This window comes from Mesorhizobium sp. P2_D6 (assembly GCF_056404315.1).
Genome location: NZ_JBFUEG010000014.1, coordinates 86782 through 104938, shown reverse-complemented (window position 1 = coordinate 104938; position 18157 = coordinate 86782). Strand labels below are relative to the sequence as shown.

19 protein-coding genes are annotated in these 18157 nt (G+C 60.2%); 15 read left to right on the top strand and 4 right to left on the bottom strand.

Annotation, left to right across the window (positions count from 1 at the left end):
* Positions 1–84: 84 nt before the first annotated feature.
* Both AC1D1L_RS25115 and rpoN read left to right on the top strand, forming a co-directional pair.
* Positions 85–633, top strand: a complete 549-nt coding sequence (locus tag AC1D1L_RS25115; protein ID WP_477344083.1) for a redoxin family protein — start codon at positions 85–87, stop codon at positions 631–633.
* 73 nt (positions 634–706) lie between these two features.
* Positions 707–2161, top strand: a complete 1455-nt coding sequence (rpoN, locus tag AC1D1L_RS25110; RefSeq protein WP_477344082.1) for an RNA polymerase factor sigma-54 — start codon at positions 707–709, stop codon at positions 2159–2161.
* Here the strand turns inward: rpoN and AC1D1L_RS25105 are convergent.
* From AC1D1L_RS25105 to AC1D1L_RS25090, 4 genes are all read right to left on the bottom strand, one after another.
* Entirely contained in the window at positions 2158–2811 is a 654-nt protein-coding gene (locus AC1D1L_RS25105) for a nitrogen fixation protein NifQ (protein WP_477344081.1), read from the bottom strand. The two genes, rpoN and AC1D1L_RS25105, sit on opposite strands and share 4 nt — an antisense overlap.
* On the bottom strand, positions 2808–3125 hold the full coding sequence (gene fdxB / locus AC1D1L_RS25100; protein ID WP_477344080.1) for a ferredoxin III, nif-specific: 318 nt from the start codon (positions 3123–3125) through the stop codon (positions 2808–2810). Before fdxB ends, AC1D1L_RS25105 begins: the two co-directional genes overlap by 4 nt.
* A complete protein-coding gene (locus AC1D1L_RS25095; RefSeq protein WP_109671407.1) occupies positions 3122–3325 on the bottom strand; it encodes a CCE_0567 family metalloprotein in 204 nt (67 codons plus the stop codon). The genes fdxB and AC1D1L_RS25095 overlap by 4 nt, the downstream gene beginning before the upstream one ends.
* A 625-nt stretch (positions 3326–3950) precedes the next feature.
* Positions 3951–5846, bottom strand: coding sequence for an ABC transporter ATP-binding protein (locus AC1D1L_RS25090; protein ID WP_477344120.1), 1896 nt, complete (start codon positions 5844–5846; stop codon positions 3951–3953).
* A 34-nt stretch (positions 5847–5880) separates the two neighbouring features.
* Here AC1D1L_RS25090 and AC1D1L_RS25085 point away from each other — a divergent pair, with 34 nt between their 5' ends.
* The 13 genes from AC1D1L_RS25085 to AC1D1L_RS25025 all read left to right on the top strand — a co-directional run bounded on the left by AC1D1L_RS25085 (position 5881) and on the right by AC1D1L_RS25025 (position 17432).
* The gene (locus tag AC1D1L_RS25085; RefSeq protein ID WP_198292776.1) at positions 5881–6036 is read left to right on the top strand and encodes a hypothetical protein; all 156 of its coding nucleotides are present in this window, start codon (positions 5881–5883) and stop codon (positions 6034–6036) included.
* 523 nt (positions 6037–6559) lie between these two features.
* The gene (gene nifS, locus AC1D1L_RS25080; protein WP_477344079.1) at positions 6560–7816 is read left to right on the top strand and encodes a cysteine desulfurase NifS; all 1257 of its coding nucleotides are present in this window, start codon (positions 6560–6562) and stop codon (positions 7814–7816) included.
* Complete coding sequence (nifW, locus tag AC1D1L_RS25075; protein ID WP_006333852.1) at positions 7797–8180, top strand: nitrogenase stabilizing/protective protein NifW; 384 nt, start codon at positions 7797–7799, stop codon at positions 8178–8180. The genes nifS and nifW overlap by 20 nt, the downstream gene beginning before the upstream one ends.
* 185 nt (positions 8181–8365) lie before the next feature.
* Positions 8366–9217 (top strand): electron transfer flavoprotein subunit beta/FixA family protein, encoded by an 852-nt coding sequence (locus AC1D1L_RS25070; protein ID WP_477344078.1) that lies wholly within the window; start codon positions 8366–8368, stop codon positions 9215–9217.
* 20 nt (positions 9218–9237) lie between these two features.
* The gene (locus AC1D1L_RS25065) at positions 9238–10344 is read left to right on the top strand and encodes an electron transfer flavoprotein subunit alpha/FixB family protein (RefSeq protein WP_006333854.1); all 1107 of its coding nucleotides are present in this window, start codon (positions 9238–9240) and stop codon (positions 10342–10344) included.
* A gap of 11 nt (positions 10345–10355) precedes the next feature.
* A complete protein-coding gene (locus tag AC1D1L_RS25060) occupies positions 10356–11663 on the top strand; it encodes an FAD-dependent oxidoreductase (protein WP_477344077.1) in 1308 nt (435 codons plus the stop codon).
* A 12-nt stretch (positions 11664–11675) separates the two neighbouring features.
* The gene (locus AC1D1L_RS25055; protein ID WP_006333856.1) at positions 11676–11975 is read left to right on the top strand and encodes a ferredoxin family protein; all 300 of its coding nucleotides are present in this window, start codon (positions 11676–11678) and stop codon (positions 11973–11975) included.
* A gap of 158 nt (positions 11976–12133) precedes the next feature.
* Positions 12134–13894 (top strand): nif-specific transcriptional activator NifA, encoded by a 1761-nt coding sequence (nifA, locus tag AC1D1L_RS25050; protein WP_477344076.1) that lies wholly within the window; start codon positions 12134–12136, stop codon positions 13892–13894.
* 250 nt (positions 13895–14144) lie between these two features.
* A complete protein-coding gene (nifB, locus tag AC1D1L_RS25045; protein WP_107652841.1) occupies positions 14145–15626 on the top strand; it encodes a nitrogenase cofactor biosynthesis protein NifB in 1482 nt (493 codons plus the stop codon).
* 32 nt (positions 15627–15658) lie between these two features.
* On the top strand, positions 15659–15853 hold the full coding sequence (locus AC1D1L_RS25040; RefSeq protein ID WP_010913566.1) for a 4Fe-4S binding protein: 195 nt from the start codon (positions 15659–15661) through the stop codon (positions 15851–15853).
* A gap of 90 nt (positions 15854–15943) precedes the next feature.
* Positions 15944–16270: a nitrogen fixation protein NifZ gene (locus tag AC1D1L_RS25035; protein ID WP_172352487.1), complete on the top strand. Its 327-nt coding sequence runs from the start codon at positions 15944–15946 to the stop codon at positions 16268–16270.
* The gene (gene nifT, locus AC1D1L_RS25030) at positions 16267–16479 is read left to right on the top strand and encodes a putative nitrogen fixation protein NifT (protein ID WP_069091042.1); all 213 of its coding nucleotides are present in this window, start codon (positions 16267–16269) and stop codon (positions 16477–16479) included. Before AC1D1L_RS25035 ends, nifT begins: the two co-directional genes overlap by 4 nt.
* 41 nt (positions 16480–16520) lie before the next feature.
* On the top strand, positions 16521–17432 hold the full coding sequence (locus tag AC1D1L_RS25025; RefSeq protein ID WP_006333887.1) for an SIR2 family NAD-dependent protein deacylase: 912 nt from the start codon (positions 16521–16523) through the stop codon (positions 17430–17432).
* Positions 17433–18157 lie beyond the last annotated feature (725 nt).

The following is an 18157-nucleotide window of genomic DNA, read 5'->3' as shown; positions in this document are numbered from 1 at the left end:
TCGACCGAATTGCCGGCCGCGGTCGATGCCGTGTCAGTTTCAACCGAAAAAGCAGCCCACCAGTTTTCCTCCAGGAGCACATTGATGACCGTCAAAAAAAAGGTTCCTTTCGTCACCTTTCGCACTCGTGTTCGCGATGATTCCATCGAGGGACCAAACCCGCACCGCTGGGAAGACAAGACATCCGACGACTGTTTCAGCGGCAAGCGCATCATCCTGTTCTCGCTGCCCGGTGCCTTCACCCCGACCTGCTCGACCTTGCAGTTGCCCGATTTCGAAATGCTCTACGACGAGTTCGAGAAGGAGGGAATTGACGCGATCTACTGCGTTTCCGTCAACGATGCCTTCGTCATGAATGCCTGGGGCAAGGCCCTGGGGCTGCAGAAAGTCCAGCTCATCCCAGACGGCTCGGGCGAGTTCACCCGCAAGATGGGCATGCTGGTTGCCAAGGATAATCTCGGCTTCGGCATGCGCTCCTGGCGCTACGCTGCCGTGATCAACAATGGCGTGGTGGAGCAGTGGTTCGAGGAGGACGGTTTCTGCGACAACTGCGAGGCCGACCCCTATGGCGTATCGTCGCCGCAGAACGTCCTTGAAACGCTGAGAGCCGCGAAAGCCGGGACGGCTGCATGATCTAGACGAGTCAACGTCTCGAAAATCCCCTTGCACAAGGCGAAGGTCGCTCGGTAGGAGTTTCACGCTAGCCATGGAGTCCTCAGCAAGCCTGCTTCAGCGTCAGAAGCAATCGTTGGTTTTGACGCCGCAAATGATGGAGTCCATTCGCCTGTTGCAACTGGCGCATCCCGAACTGCATCAGTTCGTCGAGCAGGAAATCGAGAAGAACCCCTTTCTGGAACGGGCCTCAAACCGGGCGCCGAAGGACATTCCGTCGATTTCGGCCGGGAACCCGCGCATCGGGCCGACCACGGGCGGAATATCGGATCGGGCCTCGCAGTGGAAATCAATCCGCGGCAAAAACAATGTCCAACCGGGGGGAAACCATGCGTTCGAAGATTCCTGGACGTCCATCGAAACATTGCACGACCATGTCGCTCGTCAGATCGCTCTCAGCGCATTCGGGCCGCTGGAGCGGCGAATAGCTGGCGAGCTTGCCGGTCATCTGGAAGACACCGGATACCTTCCGGTGAACCTTTCGGAACTGGCCCGCAGCCTGAATGTCCGGGAGGCTGTTGTGGAACGGGTTCTCGGAACCTTGCAGCAGTTCGATCCACCGGGTATTTTTGCGCGAACTCTCAGCGAATGCCTTGAGATACAATTGCGGCAGCTAGACAGGTTCGACCCGGCAATGGCAGCGCTGGTCGCCAATCTTGAAGCGCTGGCGCGACGCGATTTTCAAACATTGAAGCGCCATTGCGGTGTCGATGAAGACGACCTTCTCGACATGTTGCACGAAATCCGCGCGCTCGATCCCAAGCCCGGAAACCGATTCCAATCCGGAGGGCCTGAATCGATCATTCCCGACGTCTTGGTCCAGCCCTCTCCCGGAGGTGGGTGGCAAATCGAACTCAATCCAGACACGCTGCCCAGGCTGCTGATGAACCAAAACTATTTTGCCCAGGTCTCCCGCCTAAGCGCTCAAAATTCGAAAGACCAGTCATTTCTCAACGAATGCCTCCAAAACGCGAACTGGCTAATCCGCAGCCTTGATCAGCGCGCCAAGACGATCCTCAAGGTAGCGGCTGAAATCATCCGCCAGCAGGACGCCTTTTTTGAACATGGGGTCGCCCACCTGCGGCCTCTCAATCTCAGGACTGTCGCGGATGCGATCAACGTGCACCAGTCGACGGTAAGCCGGGTGACGTCGAACAAGTATATGCTGACCCCGCGCGGCGTGTTCGAACTGAAGTATTTTTTCACTGTCGCGATCGGCTCCTCCGAAGGCGGCGACGCGTACTCCGCCGAAGCTGTCCGCCATCAAATCAAGGCGATGGTTGCCGTGGAATCGCCCGACGAAGTGCTTTCCGACGACGACATCGCCACCCGGCTCAAGGAAACCGGGATCGACATTGCTCGCCGCACCGTTGCGAAATATCGTGAGGCGCTGAACATCCCGTCCTCCGCGCGACGTCGCCGGGAAAAGCGCGTCCGGCTTCGATGCCAATCAAGCCCGGGCGCCGGCGGCGACGAAAGCGGCTCTTAATCCAAAGCGAACCCGTTCTTGATCCGTGCCAAGTGGCTTTCGCCTTCCTCCGGGCCAAAACAGCTTTCGAAATCGCCGCATTCCTGACAACTGGGCGCGGTGCACATCGAAAAGCCTTCAGCCTCGCAGAGCTTACGATAGAAATACTTCTTCCATTTCATGTTTTTGGTGTTGCCGGCCGCCAGCGCCGGGAAATGCCTGGCGATTAACTGGCTGAGCTCGGCCCGATTGAAAAGGCCAAGGTCCTGCCACAGATGGTCATTGCGCAAACTCCGCCTGGCGATGATCTTGGCGAAGAGGATGCTCGCCGGATCGCCTGGCCTGGCATGCCCAATGAGCAGGTCGCGCAGAAGCCCTTCCTCCATATCCGGCTCGGGATCGGTCAGCTTTTCCAGCGCGAAGGCGTTGACGGGAACAGCCGGGAAATAGCGTGTCATGACATCTCGCAGGTCGGCACGCGAAAGGCCGGTTGCTTCGGTCGCGGTCGCCTTGCCGGCCTCGACCTCCTCGAACGCGAGGTAGAAAACACAGGTAAGCACATGCCGGTCGAACGCCGCCGCCTGGTCTGTCGGCGGCCATTGGCTGGTGCTGAAACAGCCACGGTGATGGGCGAACGTGGCGCCGTTCTGCTGGTCTTGTCCCCAGCTCATGCAGCAAGCTTGTCGGCCGCAAGGTGGGTCTGGCAGTTCTTCGGGCAAACGCGGCCGCAGGCGCCGCAGCCGATGCAGCGGCCGGCCTGGTCGACGACCATGACCATGCGGTTGAGCTCGCCATCGAAGTCGTCGTCCTCGCCCGCGCAGATGCCGAGGATTTCGCCTGCCTCATCGACGCCGTGAAGGTGCATGACCTCGCGCGAGCAGACCTTGAAGCAGCGGCCGCAGCCGATGCAGGTCGCGCCATCGATCGCCGTCAGATAGTGCGGCGTCCAGGGAGAGCCGTCGCGGGTGACGAAAGAGCCCGTCATTGTGAATTCTCCAACGCTGCGAGTTCTTGCTTTGCCGCATCCAACTCGGAAAAAACCTCGAAGGCTTTCCAGGCGACCGCCTTGATCTCGGTCCAGTTGACCGGAAGGTCCTCGGCAAGGTCGTGCAATTCCATCTTGGCGGCTCCCGCGCGCGACTGCAGCTTGCGGACCTTCTTCTGCAACAGCGCAAGGTCTGACATGATCCCCTTCCTCGCAAGCCGGTCGTTACGCCCGCGCCATGTCGGGACGCGCTTCGATGGCCACGACCGCATCGCCGGCGTGCCGGCCTCGGCGGGTTTCCGGAACGTCTCGAAGCCGAACCGGTCATGCCGATGGTAGGCGAGACGCTGCAGCCAGCTTATGCAATCCCGCGCGGCGAGACGCAGGTCCGTATCCTTCGAGCTCGGCATAAGAGCGGTTGAGCGCAGACGACAATCAAGATCTTGTTCCCGACGTCGACGCGGGCGGTGAGAGCATATTGTGAGGGTGTCGATTTGGCGACGCCCCTATGCCAGAGAATGCGGATCTCGCGTCGATCCGGCGCGTTGCTTTCCTTCGCTCCATTGATCGCATCAACCAGGATCTAAATGATCGCGCGGCGGCTGCCGCCTCAGGAGAAGCCTCAAGCGCCGTGCCGGGAACGCAGGACGCAGCTCATAAAAAATTGTCTTCATCGCATTGATGGGTTTGCTCAAGAGCGCGGCAGGAAGACAGGCCGGCACCAGGCGTGTCGTGGGTTGGACAAGCCCGACGACAGGTTGCGGCCGCCTTTTCAGGAACGGCCCGACAGGATTGCTGGGGAGGCAAGCTGAATTCCCGCCGCGTTCAACCGTGTTGCACATTGGTCTCATCGCACCCCTTTGTCAGTTCCAAGGCCTGCCGCTCGAACAGGCGGCGGTAGATGCCGTCGCGACGGATCAGCGCGGCATGGTCGCCCTGCTCGGTGATGCAACCACGGTCGAAGACAAGCAGCCGGTCGAGTGCCCGCACCGTCGAGAGCCGGTGCGCAATGACGAGCGTGGTGCGCCCGACCATGAGCCGCTCCATCGCCTTCTGGATCAGCACCTCCGATTCCGAGTCGAGGCTTGATGTCGCCTCGTCCAGAATCAGGATCGGGGCATCGGCGAGGAAGGCGCGCGCTATCGCCACACGCTGGCGCTCGCCGCCTGAGAGCTTCACGCCGCGTTCGCCGACCAGCGTACCGTAGCCGTTCGGCAGGCGTGCAATGAAGTCATGCGCGCTGGCGAGCCGCGCCGCCTGCTCGACGTCGGACCGAGAAGCACCCGGCCGCCCATAGGCTATGTTCTCGGCCAGCGAGCGGTGGAACAGGAGGGGCTCCTGCTGTACGATCGCGATCTGCGAGCGCAGCGAACCCTGCGTCACCCGCGAAATGTCCTGCCCATCGATCAAGATTCGTCCAGCATCCAGGTCGTAAAGCCGCTGGATGAGCTTGACGAAGGTGGTCTTGCCGGAGCCAGAGGGGCCGACCAGACCGACCCGCGCGCCGGCCTCAATCGAAATCGACAAGTCGCTGTAAAAGGGCGACCAATGATTGCCGTAGTGGAAGTGGACGCTCTCAAAAGCGATGTGACCCTTCGTGATCCGGATCGGCTTGGCGCCCGGATCATCGGCCACGTCGGGCGGCTGGCTGTAGGTTTGGACCAGTTCCTCCATCTCATTTACAGAGCGCTGGATGTTGCGCACGTGTATGGAAACATCACGCAAGTAGCCATATAGGACGGTGAAAGAGGCGAGCACCAAGGCGATGTCACCTGGGGTAGTCTGGCCGCGCGACCACAAAAATAAGGCATAGCCGATCAAAGCCGCTCTCATCGCAAGAAGCATGATCCCCTGGAATGCAGCACTGACCGTCCCGCGCACCCAGGTCCGGAGGGTGCGGTGCCGCCACTTGGAGATGACTTTCGCCAGGCGATGATCTTCCCGCACCTCGGCGCCGAAGCCTTTGACCACCGCGTTACAGCTGATCGCGTCCGCAAGCGAGCCGCCAAGCCTCGTGTCCCAGTTGTTGGCGAGGTTTGCGGCTGGCGCCACATAGCCGAGCGACAGGACAATGATCAGCGCCACATAGCCAACCGAGCCGCAAGCGATGATCAGCCCCATCATCGGCCAATACCAGCCGAGCAGAACGCTCGACCCCACGAGCATGATGAGCGACGGGAACAAGGCAAGAAGGATCGTGTCGTTAAGGAGGCAGAACGCCCACATGCCGCGCGTGATCTTGCGCACCGTAGAGCCGGCGAAGGTTTTCGCATGCCAATCGGTCGAAAAGCGCTGGACGCGATGGAACGCGTCGCTGGCGATGTCCGACATCATCTTCAGAATGAAGTCATTGACGGCAATGAAGGCGATGTTGCGCATGACGACGGCGCCGAGTGCGAGCGCAATCAACATTGAAAAGGCCGCAAGAGCCGCATCCCACACGACGGCGTCGGCTGCCGCTCCTTGGGCGACCGCGTTTACGAGCCGTCCGGAATAGAGCGGCGTCAGAACGTCAAGGAGCGTTGCGACAAGCACCGCGAGCATGATGATCGCGAGCCGGACCGGTTGCCTGCTCCAGTGGCGCATGGTGAAGGCGAAAACGTCGCGAAAGGCGGCGCCGCGTAGATCGATGTGAAAACGCCGCGTGGCTTTGTACGAGCGAAGCAGGCCGCTCGGTCTCAAGAAACCCGAAATGGAAGGTCTGCGTGAGGACGAAAACATCGCTCGGAATGCGGGTGGCTGATCTGGACCTGACATGTTGCTTTCTTTCCTTCGTTCCATCGATCGCGATGTCACCCGCGAGATGAATATCGGCCGCGGGCACGCGCTGCCCTACGAGGAGAGAACCGCAAAAGCCGCGCCAAAGGCTCAGAAAGAAGCTCAGAAGCATTTTCTGCATATTCTACAATGACAAACGAGATCTCAGCAGGGCAACGGGGGCGTAACAGTGCCGTGTCGCGCACGCGACAAACCCGACAGGACGCCTCGGTCGCGCGGGCAACCTTGGCGAACGGCCCCGACAGGATTGCTCCTCACGCGAGGCGGAATCTACGCCCGCCCGATTCCACGGCGTTCCGCGTTGAACAATTCCCGCCGATGTCGGAAATGCGACATAGCTGTGTTAGAGCCATCATGTTGTTTTGAAATGATTCCCTTCTTTGGCACGGTCCATGCGTAGCTGTTCGCGAACGCTTCCGGCCTGAAGGAGAGACAGTCCACGATCAAGCGCACCGAAAACGCCGTGGCCTAAAGACCGCGCTTGCCGGGGGCCGAGCCGGCGCAACGCTGGCGCACCAAGGTCGAGGCGGGTTGCCGCGCCGGCGCCAAGAAGCGCGCAGGCCGAATGTGGCGGCGGCAACTCCTTCGGCTAATCATCATCATGACAGACCGGGCGTGCGCCTTGTGTGATTGCGCTCAGGAGAAGGATCACATCCATGAGACCTGTTTATCTGGACAACAACGCAACGACACGGGTCGATCCTGAAGTCGTTCAAGCAATGCTGCCGTTTTTTACCGACCAATTCGGCAACCCTTCGTCGAGCCACGATTTTGGCGCTTCCGCCGGGGCGGCGGTGAGAAAGGCGCGCCTGCGGGTGCAAACGCTGATCGGAGCGGAGTTCGAGGACGAGATCACCTTCACCTCGGGCGGGACGGAAAGCGACAACGCCGCGATCCTCTCGGCGCTCGAGGTGATGCCTGAGCGCACAGAGATCGTGACTTCCGCAGTCGAGCATTCGGCCGTGCTGACGCTTTGCGCCCACCTTGAGAAGACGCGCCGCATCAAGGTGCATAGGATCCCGGTGGATCGCCACGGCCGGCTCGACCTCGACACTTATAAGGCCGCCCTCACCCCGCGCGTGGCGATCGTCTCGATCATGTCGGCGAACAACGAGACCGGAACGATCTTCCCGGTGGTCGAGCTTGCTGAGTTGGCCAAGGAAGTCGGCGCCCTTTTTCATACCGACGCGGTGCAAGCGGTCGGCAAGCTTGCGATCGACTTGAAATCGACGGCAATCGATATGCTGTCTCTCTCCGGTCACAAATTACACGGACCGAAAGGGGTCGGCGCACTTTATGTAAAGCGCGGCGTGCGCTTCTGTCCGCTGATCAAGGGGGGAGGCCAGGAGGGCAACCGCCGCGCCGGCACGGAGAATACGCCAGGCATCGTCGGTCTCGGCGTGGCAGCCGATCTTGCCTTGAAATTCATGGACGACGCGAACACACGGGTAAAGGCGTTGCGCGACCGCCTGGAGAAAGAACTTCTCCAAAGCATCCCAGACGCCTTCGTCGCCGGCGATTTGCTAAAGCGGTTGCCGAATACCGCAAACATCGCCTTTGGAGATATCGAAGGTGAGGGCATATTGCATTTCCTTAATCGCGAGGGCATCGCCTGCTCCTCCGGCTCTGCTTGCGCCTGCGGCTCGCTGGAGCCGAGCCACGTCTTGGTGGCGATGAATATCCCCAATAGCGCGGCACACGGGGCAATCCGTTTCTCCTTTTCGCGCAACAACGGCGAGGAGGACGTCGACCGGGTGCTCGAGGTCATGCCCGGGATCGTTAAGAAGCTGCGTGAGCTTTCCCCATCTGCCAGCCAGGCGAGAGGACTTCAATCAGCTCCAGGCCTGGGCGACAAGGCAAACCCGACCACCGTTTCCGGCCCAGGAGAATGCAATGCGCAGTTGCTTCGCTGAAAGCCGCGCCATCGATGTCACCGACATCCTCGCCCGGCTGAAGAGCCTGTCGGCTGCGGAGGAGTTCTTCGCAGCCCTTGGCATCTCTTATGATCCGAAGGTGCTCAATGTCTCACGGCTGCATATCCTGAAGCGCATGGGCCAATATCTCGCTGAAGAGGATTTCGCCGGTCTTCCCGACGGGGTGATCGCCGCGCGGGCGCGTGCGACGTTGGAACGCGCCTATGAGGATTTCGCGACATCCTCGCCACTCACCCAACGGGTCTTCAAGGTGCTCAAAGAGCACGATCCCGACAAACCGGCCACTCGGGACCACACCTTTGTCCCGTTCGAGTCGATCCTGAGGCGGTTCGGGACAGAATAACGCGACACGAGTGCGACGCGACAATGTCGAAAAGCCGACAAACTCGGTCATCACGACGGTACCGTTCGGAAGAAAACAACCCCATGTCAAAAGGGAACAGAGCAACGCAAAATGGTTGGCACGAATGATGCTGCGAAGGAGATGAACGCCAGCGCCGCTTGCGGATTGGAGCCGAGAAAGACGCAATGCACATTGTAATCTGTATCAAGCAGGTGCCGGACTCCGCGCAGATACGTGTCCACCCGGTGACGAACACGATCATGCGCCAGGGCGTGCCGACCATCATCAACCCTTACGACCTGTTCGCCCTCGAAGAGGCACTGAGATTGCGCGGCGCCCATGGCGGCGAGGTCACCGTGCTTACGATGGGTCCGCCGATGGCAGAAGATGCGCTGCGCAAGGCGCTCACCTATGGCGCCGACCGCGCGGTACTCTTGACCGACCGCTGTTTTGCCGGCTCCGACACGCTGGCGACCTCCTTCGCGCTTTCTCGGGCAATCGTGAGAATTGGCGAGACCTTCGGCGCGCCGGACATCGTATTCGCCGGCAAGCAGACGATTGACGGCGATACCGCCCAGGTCGGGCCCGGCATCGCCAAGCGCCTCGGCCTCCTGCAGTTCACCTATGTGGCGAAGATCGACTCTATCGATCTCGATGCGCGCGAGATCACCGTCAAGCGCCGTTCGGAAGGCGGTACGCAGGTGCTGAAAAGCAGGCTGCCTTGCCTCATCACAATGCTGGAAGGCACCAACGAAATCCGCAGGGGCTCGCTCGACGACGCCATGCGCGCCGCGCGCAGCCAGATCGTGAAATGGAGCGCGGCCGAAGCTGGCATTGAGGACCTCAACAAATGCGGCCTGCGCGGCTCGCCGACGGTCGTCAAGCGCGTTTTCGCCCCAACCACGCGGGCGGAAAAGGCGACGCAGATCGACATGACCGACAAGACGCAGCACGACCTCGCTGACGAACTGATCGCCGCAATCTTTTCCCGCCAGCCAGCGCTGGAACACGAACTCGCCTTCGACGGCGGCCAGTGACGGGACGGCAAGGAGAGATGATGTCGAACGCGAACCGCGAAGCCCCTCCTTCCGCCGGCCGTGCCGGCATCAAGAGGGAATTGCCTGAGCACTTTAGGGACTATCGGCACGTCTGGGTTTTCATCGAACTGGAACGCGGCGAGGTCCATCCCGTGTCCTTCGAACTGCTTGGCGAAGGCCGCAAGCTCGCCGACAAGCTAGGCATCCAGCTTGCGGGGATCGTGCTCGGACCGCCGGGCGAGGCCACGCAGCATGCCGTTGCCGAGGCCTTTGCTTACGGCGCCGACCTTGTCTACCTCGTCGAGGCACCGCTGCTTGCCGACTATCGCAACGAGCCTTTCACCAAGGCGATGACGGATCTGGTCAATACCCACAAACCGGAGATCCTGCTTCTCGGTGCGACCACGCTCGGCAGGGATCTCGCTGGCTCAGTAGCGACGACCTTGCTGACAGGGCTCACTGCCGACTGTACCGAACTCGATGTAGATGTCGACGGTTCGCTCGCCGCGACCCGTCCGACTTTCGGCGGTTCCTTGCTATGCACGATCTATACGCTCAACTACCGGCCGCAGATGGCCACGGTACGACCGAGGGTTATGGCCATGCCACCGCGGACGGACAAGCCGGTCGGGCGTGTCATCCGGCACAAGCTGTCAATGACCGAGGAAGAGATCATCACCAAAGTCCTTGGCTTCAACCTCGATCGCCAATCGGCAAAGGCAAATCTCGCCTACGCCGACATCGTGGTTGCCGGAGGCCTCGGTCTCGGCTCAGCGGAGAATTTGCAGCTTGTGAAGAATCTAGCGCGGGCAATCGGCGCCGAATATGGCTGTTCGCGCCCGTTGGTCCAGAAGGGCTGGATGCCTGCCGATCGGCAGGTTGGCCAAACGGGCAAGACCATCCGGCCAAAGCTTTACATAGCGGCCGGGATTTCCGGCGCCATTCAGCATCGGGTTGGCGTGGAGGGGGCTGATTTGATCGTGGCCATCAACACCGACCCGAACGCCCCGATCTTCGAATTTGCCCATCTCGGCATCGTCACCGACGCAATCCGTTTCCTGCCGGCATTGACGGAAGCTTTCACCCGGCGGCTGTCGCCGCACAGCCACGACAAGCTTGCGAGCTAAGGGAGAGGGCCATGATCGAGCAAGAATTCGACGCCATCGTCGTCGGGGCCGGTATGTCCGGAAACGCGGCCGCCTACACCATGGCAAGCCAGGGCCTGACGGTGCTGCAGTTGGAGCGCGGCGAGTATCCGGGCTCCAAGAATGTCCAGGGCGCCATCATGTACGCCGACATGTTGGAGCAAATCATTCCGGATTTCCGGGATGATGCGCCTCTCGAGCGGCATCTGGTCGAGCAGCGATTCTGGGTGATGGACGACACCTCCCACACCGGGATGCAGTATCGATCGGACGATTTCAACGAGGCGAAGCCCAATCGCTACACGATCATCCGCGCCCAATTCGACAAGTGGTTTTCGCGCAAGGTGCGCCAAGCCGGCGCGACGGTGCTGTGCGAGACGACGGTGACCGAACTTGTCCGCAGTGCCAGCGGCAAGGTGATCGGCGTGCGCACCGACCGGGCTGGCGGGCCGATCTACGCGGACGTCGTCGTGCTCGCAGAAGGTGTCAACGGACTGCTCGGTACACGGGCCGGCCTGCGTAAGATGCCGAAGCCAGAAAGCGTGGCGCTCGCTGTCAAGGAAATGCATTTCCTACCCGATGAGGTCATTGAGCAGCGGTTCGGCCTCCAGGGCGACGAAGGCTGCGTGATCGAAGCGGCGGGCACGATTTCCCGCAGCATGGCCGGACTGGCCTTCCTCTACACCAACAAGGAGTCGATCTCTCTCGGCATCGGCTGCCTCGTCTCCGATTTCGCCCAGACAATGGAGAGCCCTTACGTCCTCCTCGACGCCTTCAAAAACCATCCTTCGATCCGGCCGCTGATCGCGGGCTCGGAAGTCAAGGAGTATTCCGCGCATCTCATTCCCGAAGGTGGCTACAAGGCAATTCCGCAGCTCTTCGGCGACGGTTGGGTGGCGGTCGGTGATGCCGCCCAACTGAACAACGCTATCCACCGCGAGGGTTCGAACCTCGCCATGACTTCCGGCCGCATCGCGGGCGAGGCAATCATTGAGATCAAGGGCCGCAACCAGCCGATGATCAGGAGGAACCTCGCCCTCTACAAGACCATGCTGGACAAGTCCTTCGTAGTCAAAGACCTGATGAAATATAAGGACATGCCGGCCCTGATACACACCAATTCCCGCAATTTCTTCATGACTTACCCGCAGTTGATGTCGCAGGCCGCGCAGAACTTCATGCGGGTCGACGGCACCCCGAAAATCGAGAAGGAAAAGGCGACCACTGCTGCCTTCATCAAGGCGCGTTCGCGCTGGGGGCTGATCAGCGATGTGGTCCGCCTGGCACTCGCGTGGCGCTGAAGGAGAAACAGGATGACGATGGCCGTGACGAAGTTACGTGTCGAGGAGAAGCTTTATCAGAACCGCTATCTGGTCGATCCGGGCCGCCCGCATATCAAAGTGCGACCGCACGAGAGGCCGAGCGCGAACCTGCTCGCGCTGACACACATCTGCCCGGCTAAGTGCTATGAGTTGAACGACAAGGGACAGGTGGAGACGACTTCCGACGGCTGCATGGAATGCGGCACCTGTCGCGTGCTGTGCGAGGCCAGCGGTGAGATCGTATGGAATTACCCGCGCGGCGGCTTTGGCGTTCTCTTCAAGTTTGGATAACTGCCGCAAAGAGTGAGAAACGAGAGGCTCGCAATTGCGGTCAAGACCGTCAATATTGTTCACAATTGCCCGAAAAGCTGAAAATACTATGTTTCTGGAACTCGAAATACAAAAAAGGGCTTGGGAGGAGCACCTTGGACAACCCTTGAGGTGTTTGCATGGCTCACATGCTTCCAGATCAGGTCGGTGAAATTGTATCTCGGAACACCCCGCCTGAACCTGCGGTCGAAGCGGCGCGCAATGCGGACAGCTTGCTCAGGGGAATCTACGAGATATCGAAGATTCTGACTGCCCCGACCCGGCTGGAGATTACGCTTGCCAATGTCGCGAATATCCTCTCCTCGTTTGTGCAAATGCGTCATGGCGCAATCGTCGTCCTGGACGCTGAAGGAGAGCCGCAGATTAGCGCAACTACCGGCGGCGCTGTGCCTCAGTCAGCCATCGGCAGTGTCATACCCCAGCCCGTAATAGACAAAATCGTCGCTACTGGAGTGCCGATCGTCATACAAGACACAAGCACGTCGGAGCTGTTTCAGGCTGATCCTCAATCGACCAGCGGCACGATCGCAACTGCGTTTATCGGTGTCCCGCTAAAGGCTGAGGAAAAGATCTTCGGGACCCTGTCGATCGACCGGGTCAGGAACGGTACCACCAGGTTCCGTTACGAGGAGGACTTACGTTTCCTGGCCATGGTCGCCAATCTGGTCGGCCGGACCATTCGCCTGCATCGCATTTTGAGCACAGCTGGTCAGCGACTTATCGAGAAGCAACCGAGACCAGAGCAATCGCTCGACGAGGACAGGACCCATGCGGCCCGACATCCGCATGTCAAGATCGACGGAATCATCGGAGAAAGTCCCGCACTCAAGCAAGTGCTGGAGATCGTCTCGGTCGTGGCCAGGACCAATTCCACCGTGCTTCTGCGAGGCGAAAGCGGTACCGGCAAGGAGTTCTTTGCACAGGCCATCCATAAGCTTTCACATCGGAGGGAGAAATCCTTCGTCAAATTGAACTGCGCCGCACTGCCCGAAAGCGTTTTGGAATCGGAGCTCTTTGGCCACGAGAAGGGCGCCTTCACCGGGGCTATCCTGCAGCGCGCTGGCCGGTTCGAATTGGCAAATGGCGGAACCCTGCTGCTTGATGAAATCGGCGAGATTTCGCCTGCCTTTCAAGCCAAGCTATTGCGCGTCTTGCAGGAAGGAGAACTGGAGCGAGTGGGCGGCACCAGGACCCTAAAAGTTGACGTGCGGCTCATATGCGCCACCAACAAGGACCTCGAGACGGCTGTCCGGAATGGAGAGTTCAGGGCCGACCTTTATTACCGCATCAATGTGGTGCCAATAGTCCTGCCTCCCCTCAGAGAACGACCGGGCGATATTCCACGCCTTGCGAACGCTCTCCTCGACCGATTCAACAAGGAGAACCATCGCGATCTTGGCTTCACGCCGTCGGCGCTTGACCTGATGTCGCAATGCTATTTCCCTGGCAACGTGCGTGAGTTGGAGAATTGTGTGAGACGGACGGCCACACTTGCGCGTTCAACGACAATAACTGCGTCGGATTTCGCCTGCAAGAACAGCCAGTGCCTGTCTTCGCTTCTGTGGAAAGGAGTCGGCCGTTCGCACGGCGCCTATGCCGTCGACGAGTTCGCACGTGGCAATATGATGCCGGTTGGATCGCCGCTGCCTGCCATGCGAGTCGGCCCCTCACAGAATGAGGCATCGCCCGGCGAGACCTGCGACCCCCACCATCCCGTTTGCCCTGCAATGAACCCGCGTCTGACGGAACGCGACCGGCTGATTGATGCGATGGAGAAAGCCGGCTGGGTTCAGGCCAAGGCGGCTCGTGTTCTTGGTCTCACGCCGCGGCAGGTCGGCTATGCTTTGCGCCGGCATCGTATCGGAGTGAAGAAGTTCTAAACGTCCCTGATGACATCAAACGTGGGGGCGCGGTTGCTGCCCGCACCGGGCGTAACTGAGACAAGACGGCACTTTTCGCGTTGCTTTTGACCGTTGTCGGCGACCTGACAAAACCGTGTCGCAGGAAACGGACACAATTGGACACAAAAGGCCGACGTAAAAGCCAACATGACGGATAAGACCGCTTTTGGAGTTGGCATATCTCTTGCGCTCTGAAGTGCGATGTTCACACCACGCACGGAGCCGCTCCATGTCCGCACCGATGATTTCGCTACAGGGCCTTTCCGGCACGACAGTCTTCGATCAGTCGCCGGCGAGAGCGAAATCCGGTGGCTGCGCATCTTCATCCTGCGGCTCCTCCGCGAAGCCGCACGAGATGGACTCGGCCGTCTGGGAGAAGATCAAGGATCATCCCTGCTTTTCAGAGGAAGCGCACCACTATTTCGCGCGCATGCATGTGGCGGTCGCCCCAGCCTGCAATATTCAATGCAACTACTGCAATCGCAAATATGACTGCGCCAACGAAAGCCGGCCTGGGGTCGTTTCGGAAAGGCTGACGCCCGACCAGGCGCTGCGCAAGGTGATCGGGGTTGCCAACGAAGTGCCGCAGCTTTCCGTGCTTGGCATCGCCGGACCGGGCGATGCCTGTTACGACTGGAAGAACACAAAGGCGACATTCCAACGGGTCGCCAAGGAAATCGCCGACATCAAGCTGTGCATCTCAACCAACGGGCTCGCGCTGCCAGACCGCGTCGCCGAGCTTGCCGAAATGAATGTCGATCACGTGACGATCACCATCAACATGGTCGACCCGCGGATCGGTGCCAAGATCTATCCGTGGATCTTCTATGACAACCGCCGTTATACCGGCGTTGAGGCAGCCACGATCCTGCACGAACGACAGATGTCGGGGCTGGAGATGCTGACGGCGCGCGGCATCCTCACCAAGATCAATTCGGTAATGATCCCCGGCGTAAACGATGAGCACCTGATCGAGGTGAATAAATGGGTCAAGGAGCGCGGCGCGTTCCTGCACAATGTCATGCCGCTGATTTCCGACCCGGCGCACGGTACGCATTACGGCCTGAGTGGGCAGCGCGGCCCCAAGGCAATGGAGCTGAAGGCCCTTCAGGATCGTCTCGAAGGCGGCGCCAAGTTGATGCGCCACTGCCGGCAGTGCCGGGCCGATGCTGTCGGCCTGCTCGGCGAGGATCGTGGCCAGGAATTCACGCTCGACCGGCTTCCCGACAAGGTCACGTACGACGCCAGCAAGCGCGAGACATATCGGGCAGTGGTCGCGCGCGAGCGGGGCGATCGCCTGGCGGCCAAGAGCGAGGCGCTCGGGATGGTCAAGACCGCAGGCTCCGGCAAATCGCTTCTGGTAGCGGTGGCGACCAAGGGTGGCGGCCGCATCAACGAGCATTTCGGCCATGCGAAGGAATTCCAGGTTTATGAGGCCTCGCCGAAAGGGATCAGTTTCGTCGGTCATCGCAAGGTCGAACAGTATTGCCTCGGCGGCCGGGCCGAGGACAAGAGCCTCGACGGCGTCATCTCTACGCTCGAAGGCGTAGACATCGTGCTGTGCGCGAGAATTGGAAATTGCCCCGAGGATCGTCTCAAGGAAGGTGGGATCCGAGCAACGGAGGCTTACGGGTATGACTACATCGAGACCGCGATCGGCGCGCTCTACGCCGCCGAGTTTGGGAGTGAGCCACTGGCTGCGACGGCCTGAGCCGCCTCATTCTAACCGAACCGGAGTTGAAAATGGCCTTTAAGATCATCGCTTCCCAATGCACCCAGTGCGGTGCCTGTGAGTTTGAATGCCCTTCGGGCGCGATTAAGTTCAAGGGCGAGACCTACGTGATCGATCCGAAAAAGTGCACCGAATGCGAGGGGACCTTCGAAACGCAGCAATGCGCCTCGGTATGTCCGGTGTCGAAGACTTGCGTCCCTGCCTGACCTCCATTTCGGCTACCGACACGGTCGAGGCGCCTCCGCAGGACCATTGACCTCCTGTTGGAAAGCTGCAGCCGAGAGAAAGGAACGGCCATGAGCCTCGGACGCGAACAGGACATCGAAATCCGTACACCCCCGCGATTCATGCCGGGTGAGCGGGTCCGCGCCACACACCACATAAAAAATGACGGCACCTATCCGGGCAAGGAGATCGGTGAAAATCTGGTGCGCAAAGGCGACGAGGGCTATGTGCGCGACATCGGCACCTTTCTCCAGCAGTTCTACATCTATGCGGTCGAATGGGTCGATCGCGGCACCGTCGTCGGCATGCGTGCGCGTGAACTCATGAGCCTTGAGACGGCCCGGACTCCTTCCAGTGCCGAAATCGGTGCCGGCTTTAACAAAGGAACGGCCCGATGAGGGTAATGATCCGCAGGACCGGTGCTGGCTTATCGGCATATATTCCCAAAAAGGATCTCGAAGAGCCGATCATCAAGGTCGACAACGAACACTTATGGGGCGGGGCTGTGACGCTGAAGAACGGCTGGCGGTTAGTTCTGCCCGACCTTCCGTGGGACACGCCTTTGCCGATTACCGTCGAAGCAAGGAAGATTTCCGACGAGGACTGACCTTCGGGTTTACACAAAGAGAGCGGCAAAGGGATACGAGCATGAACACAATGACCTCGGGCCATCTCGTCGTCATTCGGGACAGTTTTGCCGAAAGGCAGCTTGACCTTTTGAAGAAAGCGCTCGCGGCCGATCAGGTCATTCCCTATCTCGGCCCGGGTCTGCTTGAGATCCGCTCCGCGGGACCGCCCGTACCGCATACCCCCGAAGCCGTTGCCGCAGCGCTCAACAAGCGCACGCCAGCCCCTTCGAAGATTCGCACCAACATGTGGTCGGTAGCGCAGTATATCGAACAGCGCCGGCACCGCCGGACGCTTCAAGTTTGGATGGCCGAAATATTCGCGGCCCCGGTGGTGCCGACCATCTTGCATGCCTGGCTCGCAACGCTGCCGCTCTCCGTGATCGTCGACAGCTGGTACGACGGTGCCATGCGCGCGGCTCTAATACAGACCCGCCGAACGGACGTCGTCGAAATACAGGGCGTAACACGGGCGCACGAGATCGGTGACATTTGGACGAAAGCCTACGATTTGTCCGGGATATTACTCGAATCCGCACCGGCGGCGAAGACGGTTCTCTACGCCCCTCATGGCGGTGCCAGGCCGGCCGCAAACTTCCTCGTCGCAGATTCCGACTACGTTGAAGTGCTGAGCGAAATCGACATCCAGACGCCGATCCCTGACCTGGTGAAGGAACGGCGAGCTAGCCGTGGTCTTTTCTTCATCGGCTGCCGCTTCAACGATCAGATGCTGCGCACCTATGCCCGGCAGATCATGAAGCGCTCCAATGGCCCACATTTTGCGGCAATCGATACAGCGACGCTGACCAAGAACGAGCGTCGTTTCCTTGCGGCAAGCGCAATCACGGTCATTGACATGCCGACGGGTCAGGCCGCAGCCCGTCTCGTCGGACTGGGCGAGACATTGCATGAAGCCAAACGGGGTATCGTTTGAGCCATTCTCAGACGCCTCAACATTGCCGAAAAGGTAAAACGGGCAATTGACTTCCGGGTTTTTCAACAACTCCGAGAGGCACTCTGAAAAGCTACGACGGTTATTTCATTCGAGGCTGCAGCGGATATGGCATTCGATGCTGCGGATGAACACAGCGGCGACGGGCTCGAACCAGCCGAGCAGAGCCTAGTCTGGCGCCAGGGTTGTCGCGGCGAGCGGTCGCAGCTGATCGGCTTCACTTGGCGGTAAAAGCTGTGGCACGGCGCGATGACCAGGGCCGGTTGGGGTCGATGCCAATCGAGCTAAGGCCAAGCGTGCTCACCGCATAGGCGGTCACCTGCCACTGCCATATAGGCGGTCACCTGCCACTGCCATCCCAGAGCGTCAGGATGATCGCGTTGCGCGACAGCTTGGCGCGCCGCAGACGCGAGCGATTGGTTCAGGGCAGCCCGCTTCGCCATCAACGAGACCCGCTGCTGCATGAGTTGTAAACGCCCGCACCACGGCGCCGCGAATCCGCGCTTGTGGCGCCATGACCTTGAGGCGAGTGAGTTCGGCGCTAACAACGCAGACTGAACCAATCCGATCAGCCCGGCCCATGCCGGAGAGCACGGCGACCAATGCCGCCAGCTCCACCACGCAGGGGGACACGATCCCGCCTGCGGCTAAGCGCGAGTTGAAAAGCATACGTCGACGCCCGCCATTTCCGCATGCACCGCCTTGGA

Bases quoted from the DNA above. Each gene is read 5' to 3' on its own strand.
- AC1D1L_RS25035 (WP_172352487.1), top strand. From the start codon at position 15,944: ATGAGCCTCGGACGCGAACAGGACATCGAAATCCGTACACCCCCGCGA.
- AC1D1L_RS25055 (WP_006333856.1), top strand. From the start codon at position 11,676: ATGACGATGGCCGTGACGAAGTTACGTGTCGAGGAGAAGCTTTATCAG.
- AC1D1L_RS25085 (WP_198292776.1), top strand. From the start codon at position 5,881: ATGTTGCTTTCTTTCCTTCGTTCCATCGATCGCGATGTCACCCGCGAG.
- nifA (WP_477344076.1), top strand. From the start codon at position 12,134: ATGGCTCACATGCTTCCAGATCAGGTCGGTGAAATTGTATCTCGGAAC.
- AC1D1L_RS25060 (WP_477344077.1), top strand. From the start codon at position 10,356: ATGATCGAGCAAGAATTCGACGCCATCGTCGTCGGGGCCGGTATGTCC.
- AC1D1L_RS25070 (WP_477344078.1), top strand. From the start codon at position 8,366: ATGCACATTGTAATCTGTATCAAGCAGGTGCCGGACTCCGCGCAGATA.
- AC1D1L_RS25025 (WP_006333887.1), top strand. From the start codon at position 16,521: ATGAACACAATGACCTCGGGCCATCTCGTCGTCATTCGGGACAGTTTT.
- fdxB (WP_477344080.1), bottom strand. From the start codon at position 3,125: ATGACGGGCTCTTTCGTCACCCGCGACGGCTCTCCCTGGACGCCGCAC.
- nifS (WP_477344079.1), top strand. From the start codon at position 6,560: ATGAGACCTGTTTATCTGGACAACAACGCAACGACACGGGTCGATCCT.
- nifB (WP_107652841.1), top strand. From the start codon at position 14,145: ATGTCCGCACCGATGATTTCGCTACAGGGCCTTTCCGGCACGACAGTC.
- AC1D1L_RS25095 (WP_109671407.1), bottom strand. From the start codon at position 3,325: ATGTCAGACCTTGCGCTGTTGCAGAAGAAGGTCCGCAAGCTGCAGTCG.
- AC1D1L_RS25090 (WP_477344120.1), bottom strand. From the start codon at position 5,846: ATGTTTTCGTCCTCACGCAGACCTTCCATTTCGGGTTTCTTGAGACCG.
- nifT (WP_069091042.1), top strand. From the start codon at position 16,267: ATGAGGGTAATGATCCGCAGGACCGGTGCTGGCTTATCGGCATATATT.
- nifW (WP_006333852.1), top strand. From the start codon at position 7,797: ATGCGCAGTTGCTTCGCTGAAAGCCGCGCCATCGATGTCACCGACATC.
- AC1D1L_RS25065 (WP_006333854.1), top strand. From the start codon at position 9,238: ATGTCGAACGCGAACCGCGAAGCCCCTCCTTCCGCCGGCCGTGCCGGC.
- rpoN (WP_477344082.1), top strand. From the start codon at position 707: ATGGAGTCCTCAGCAAGCCTGCTTCAGCGTCAGAAGCAATCGTTGGTT.
- AC1D1L_RS25115 (WP_477344083.1), top strand. From the start codon at position 85: ATGACCGTCAAAAAAAAGGTTCCTTTCGTCACCTTTCGCACTCGTGTT.
- AC1D1L_RS25040 (WP_010913566.1), top strand. From the start codon at position 15,659: ATGGCCTTTAAGATCATCGCTTCCCAATGCACCCAGTGCGGTGCCTGT.
- AC1D1L_RS25105 (WP_477344081.1), bottom strand. From the start codon at position 2,811: ATGAGCTGGGGACAAGACCAGCAGAACGGCGCCACGTTCGCCCATCAC.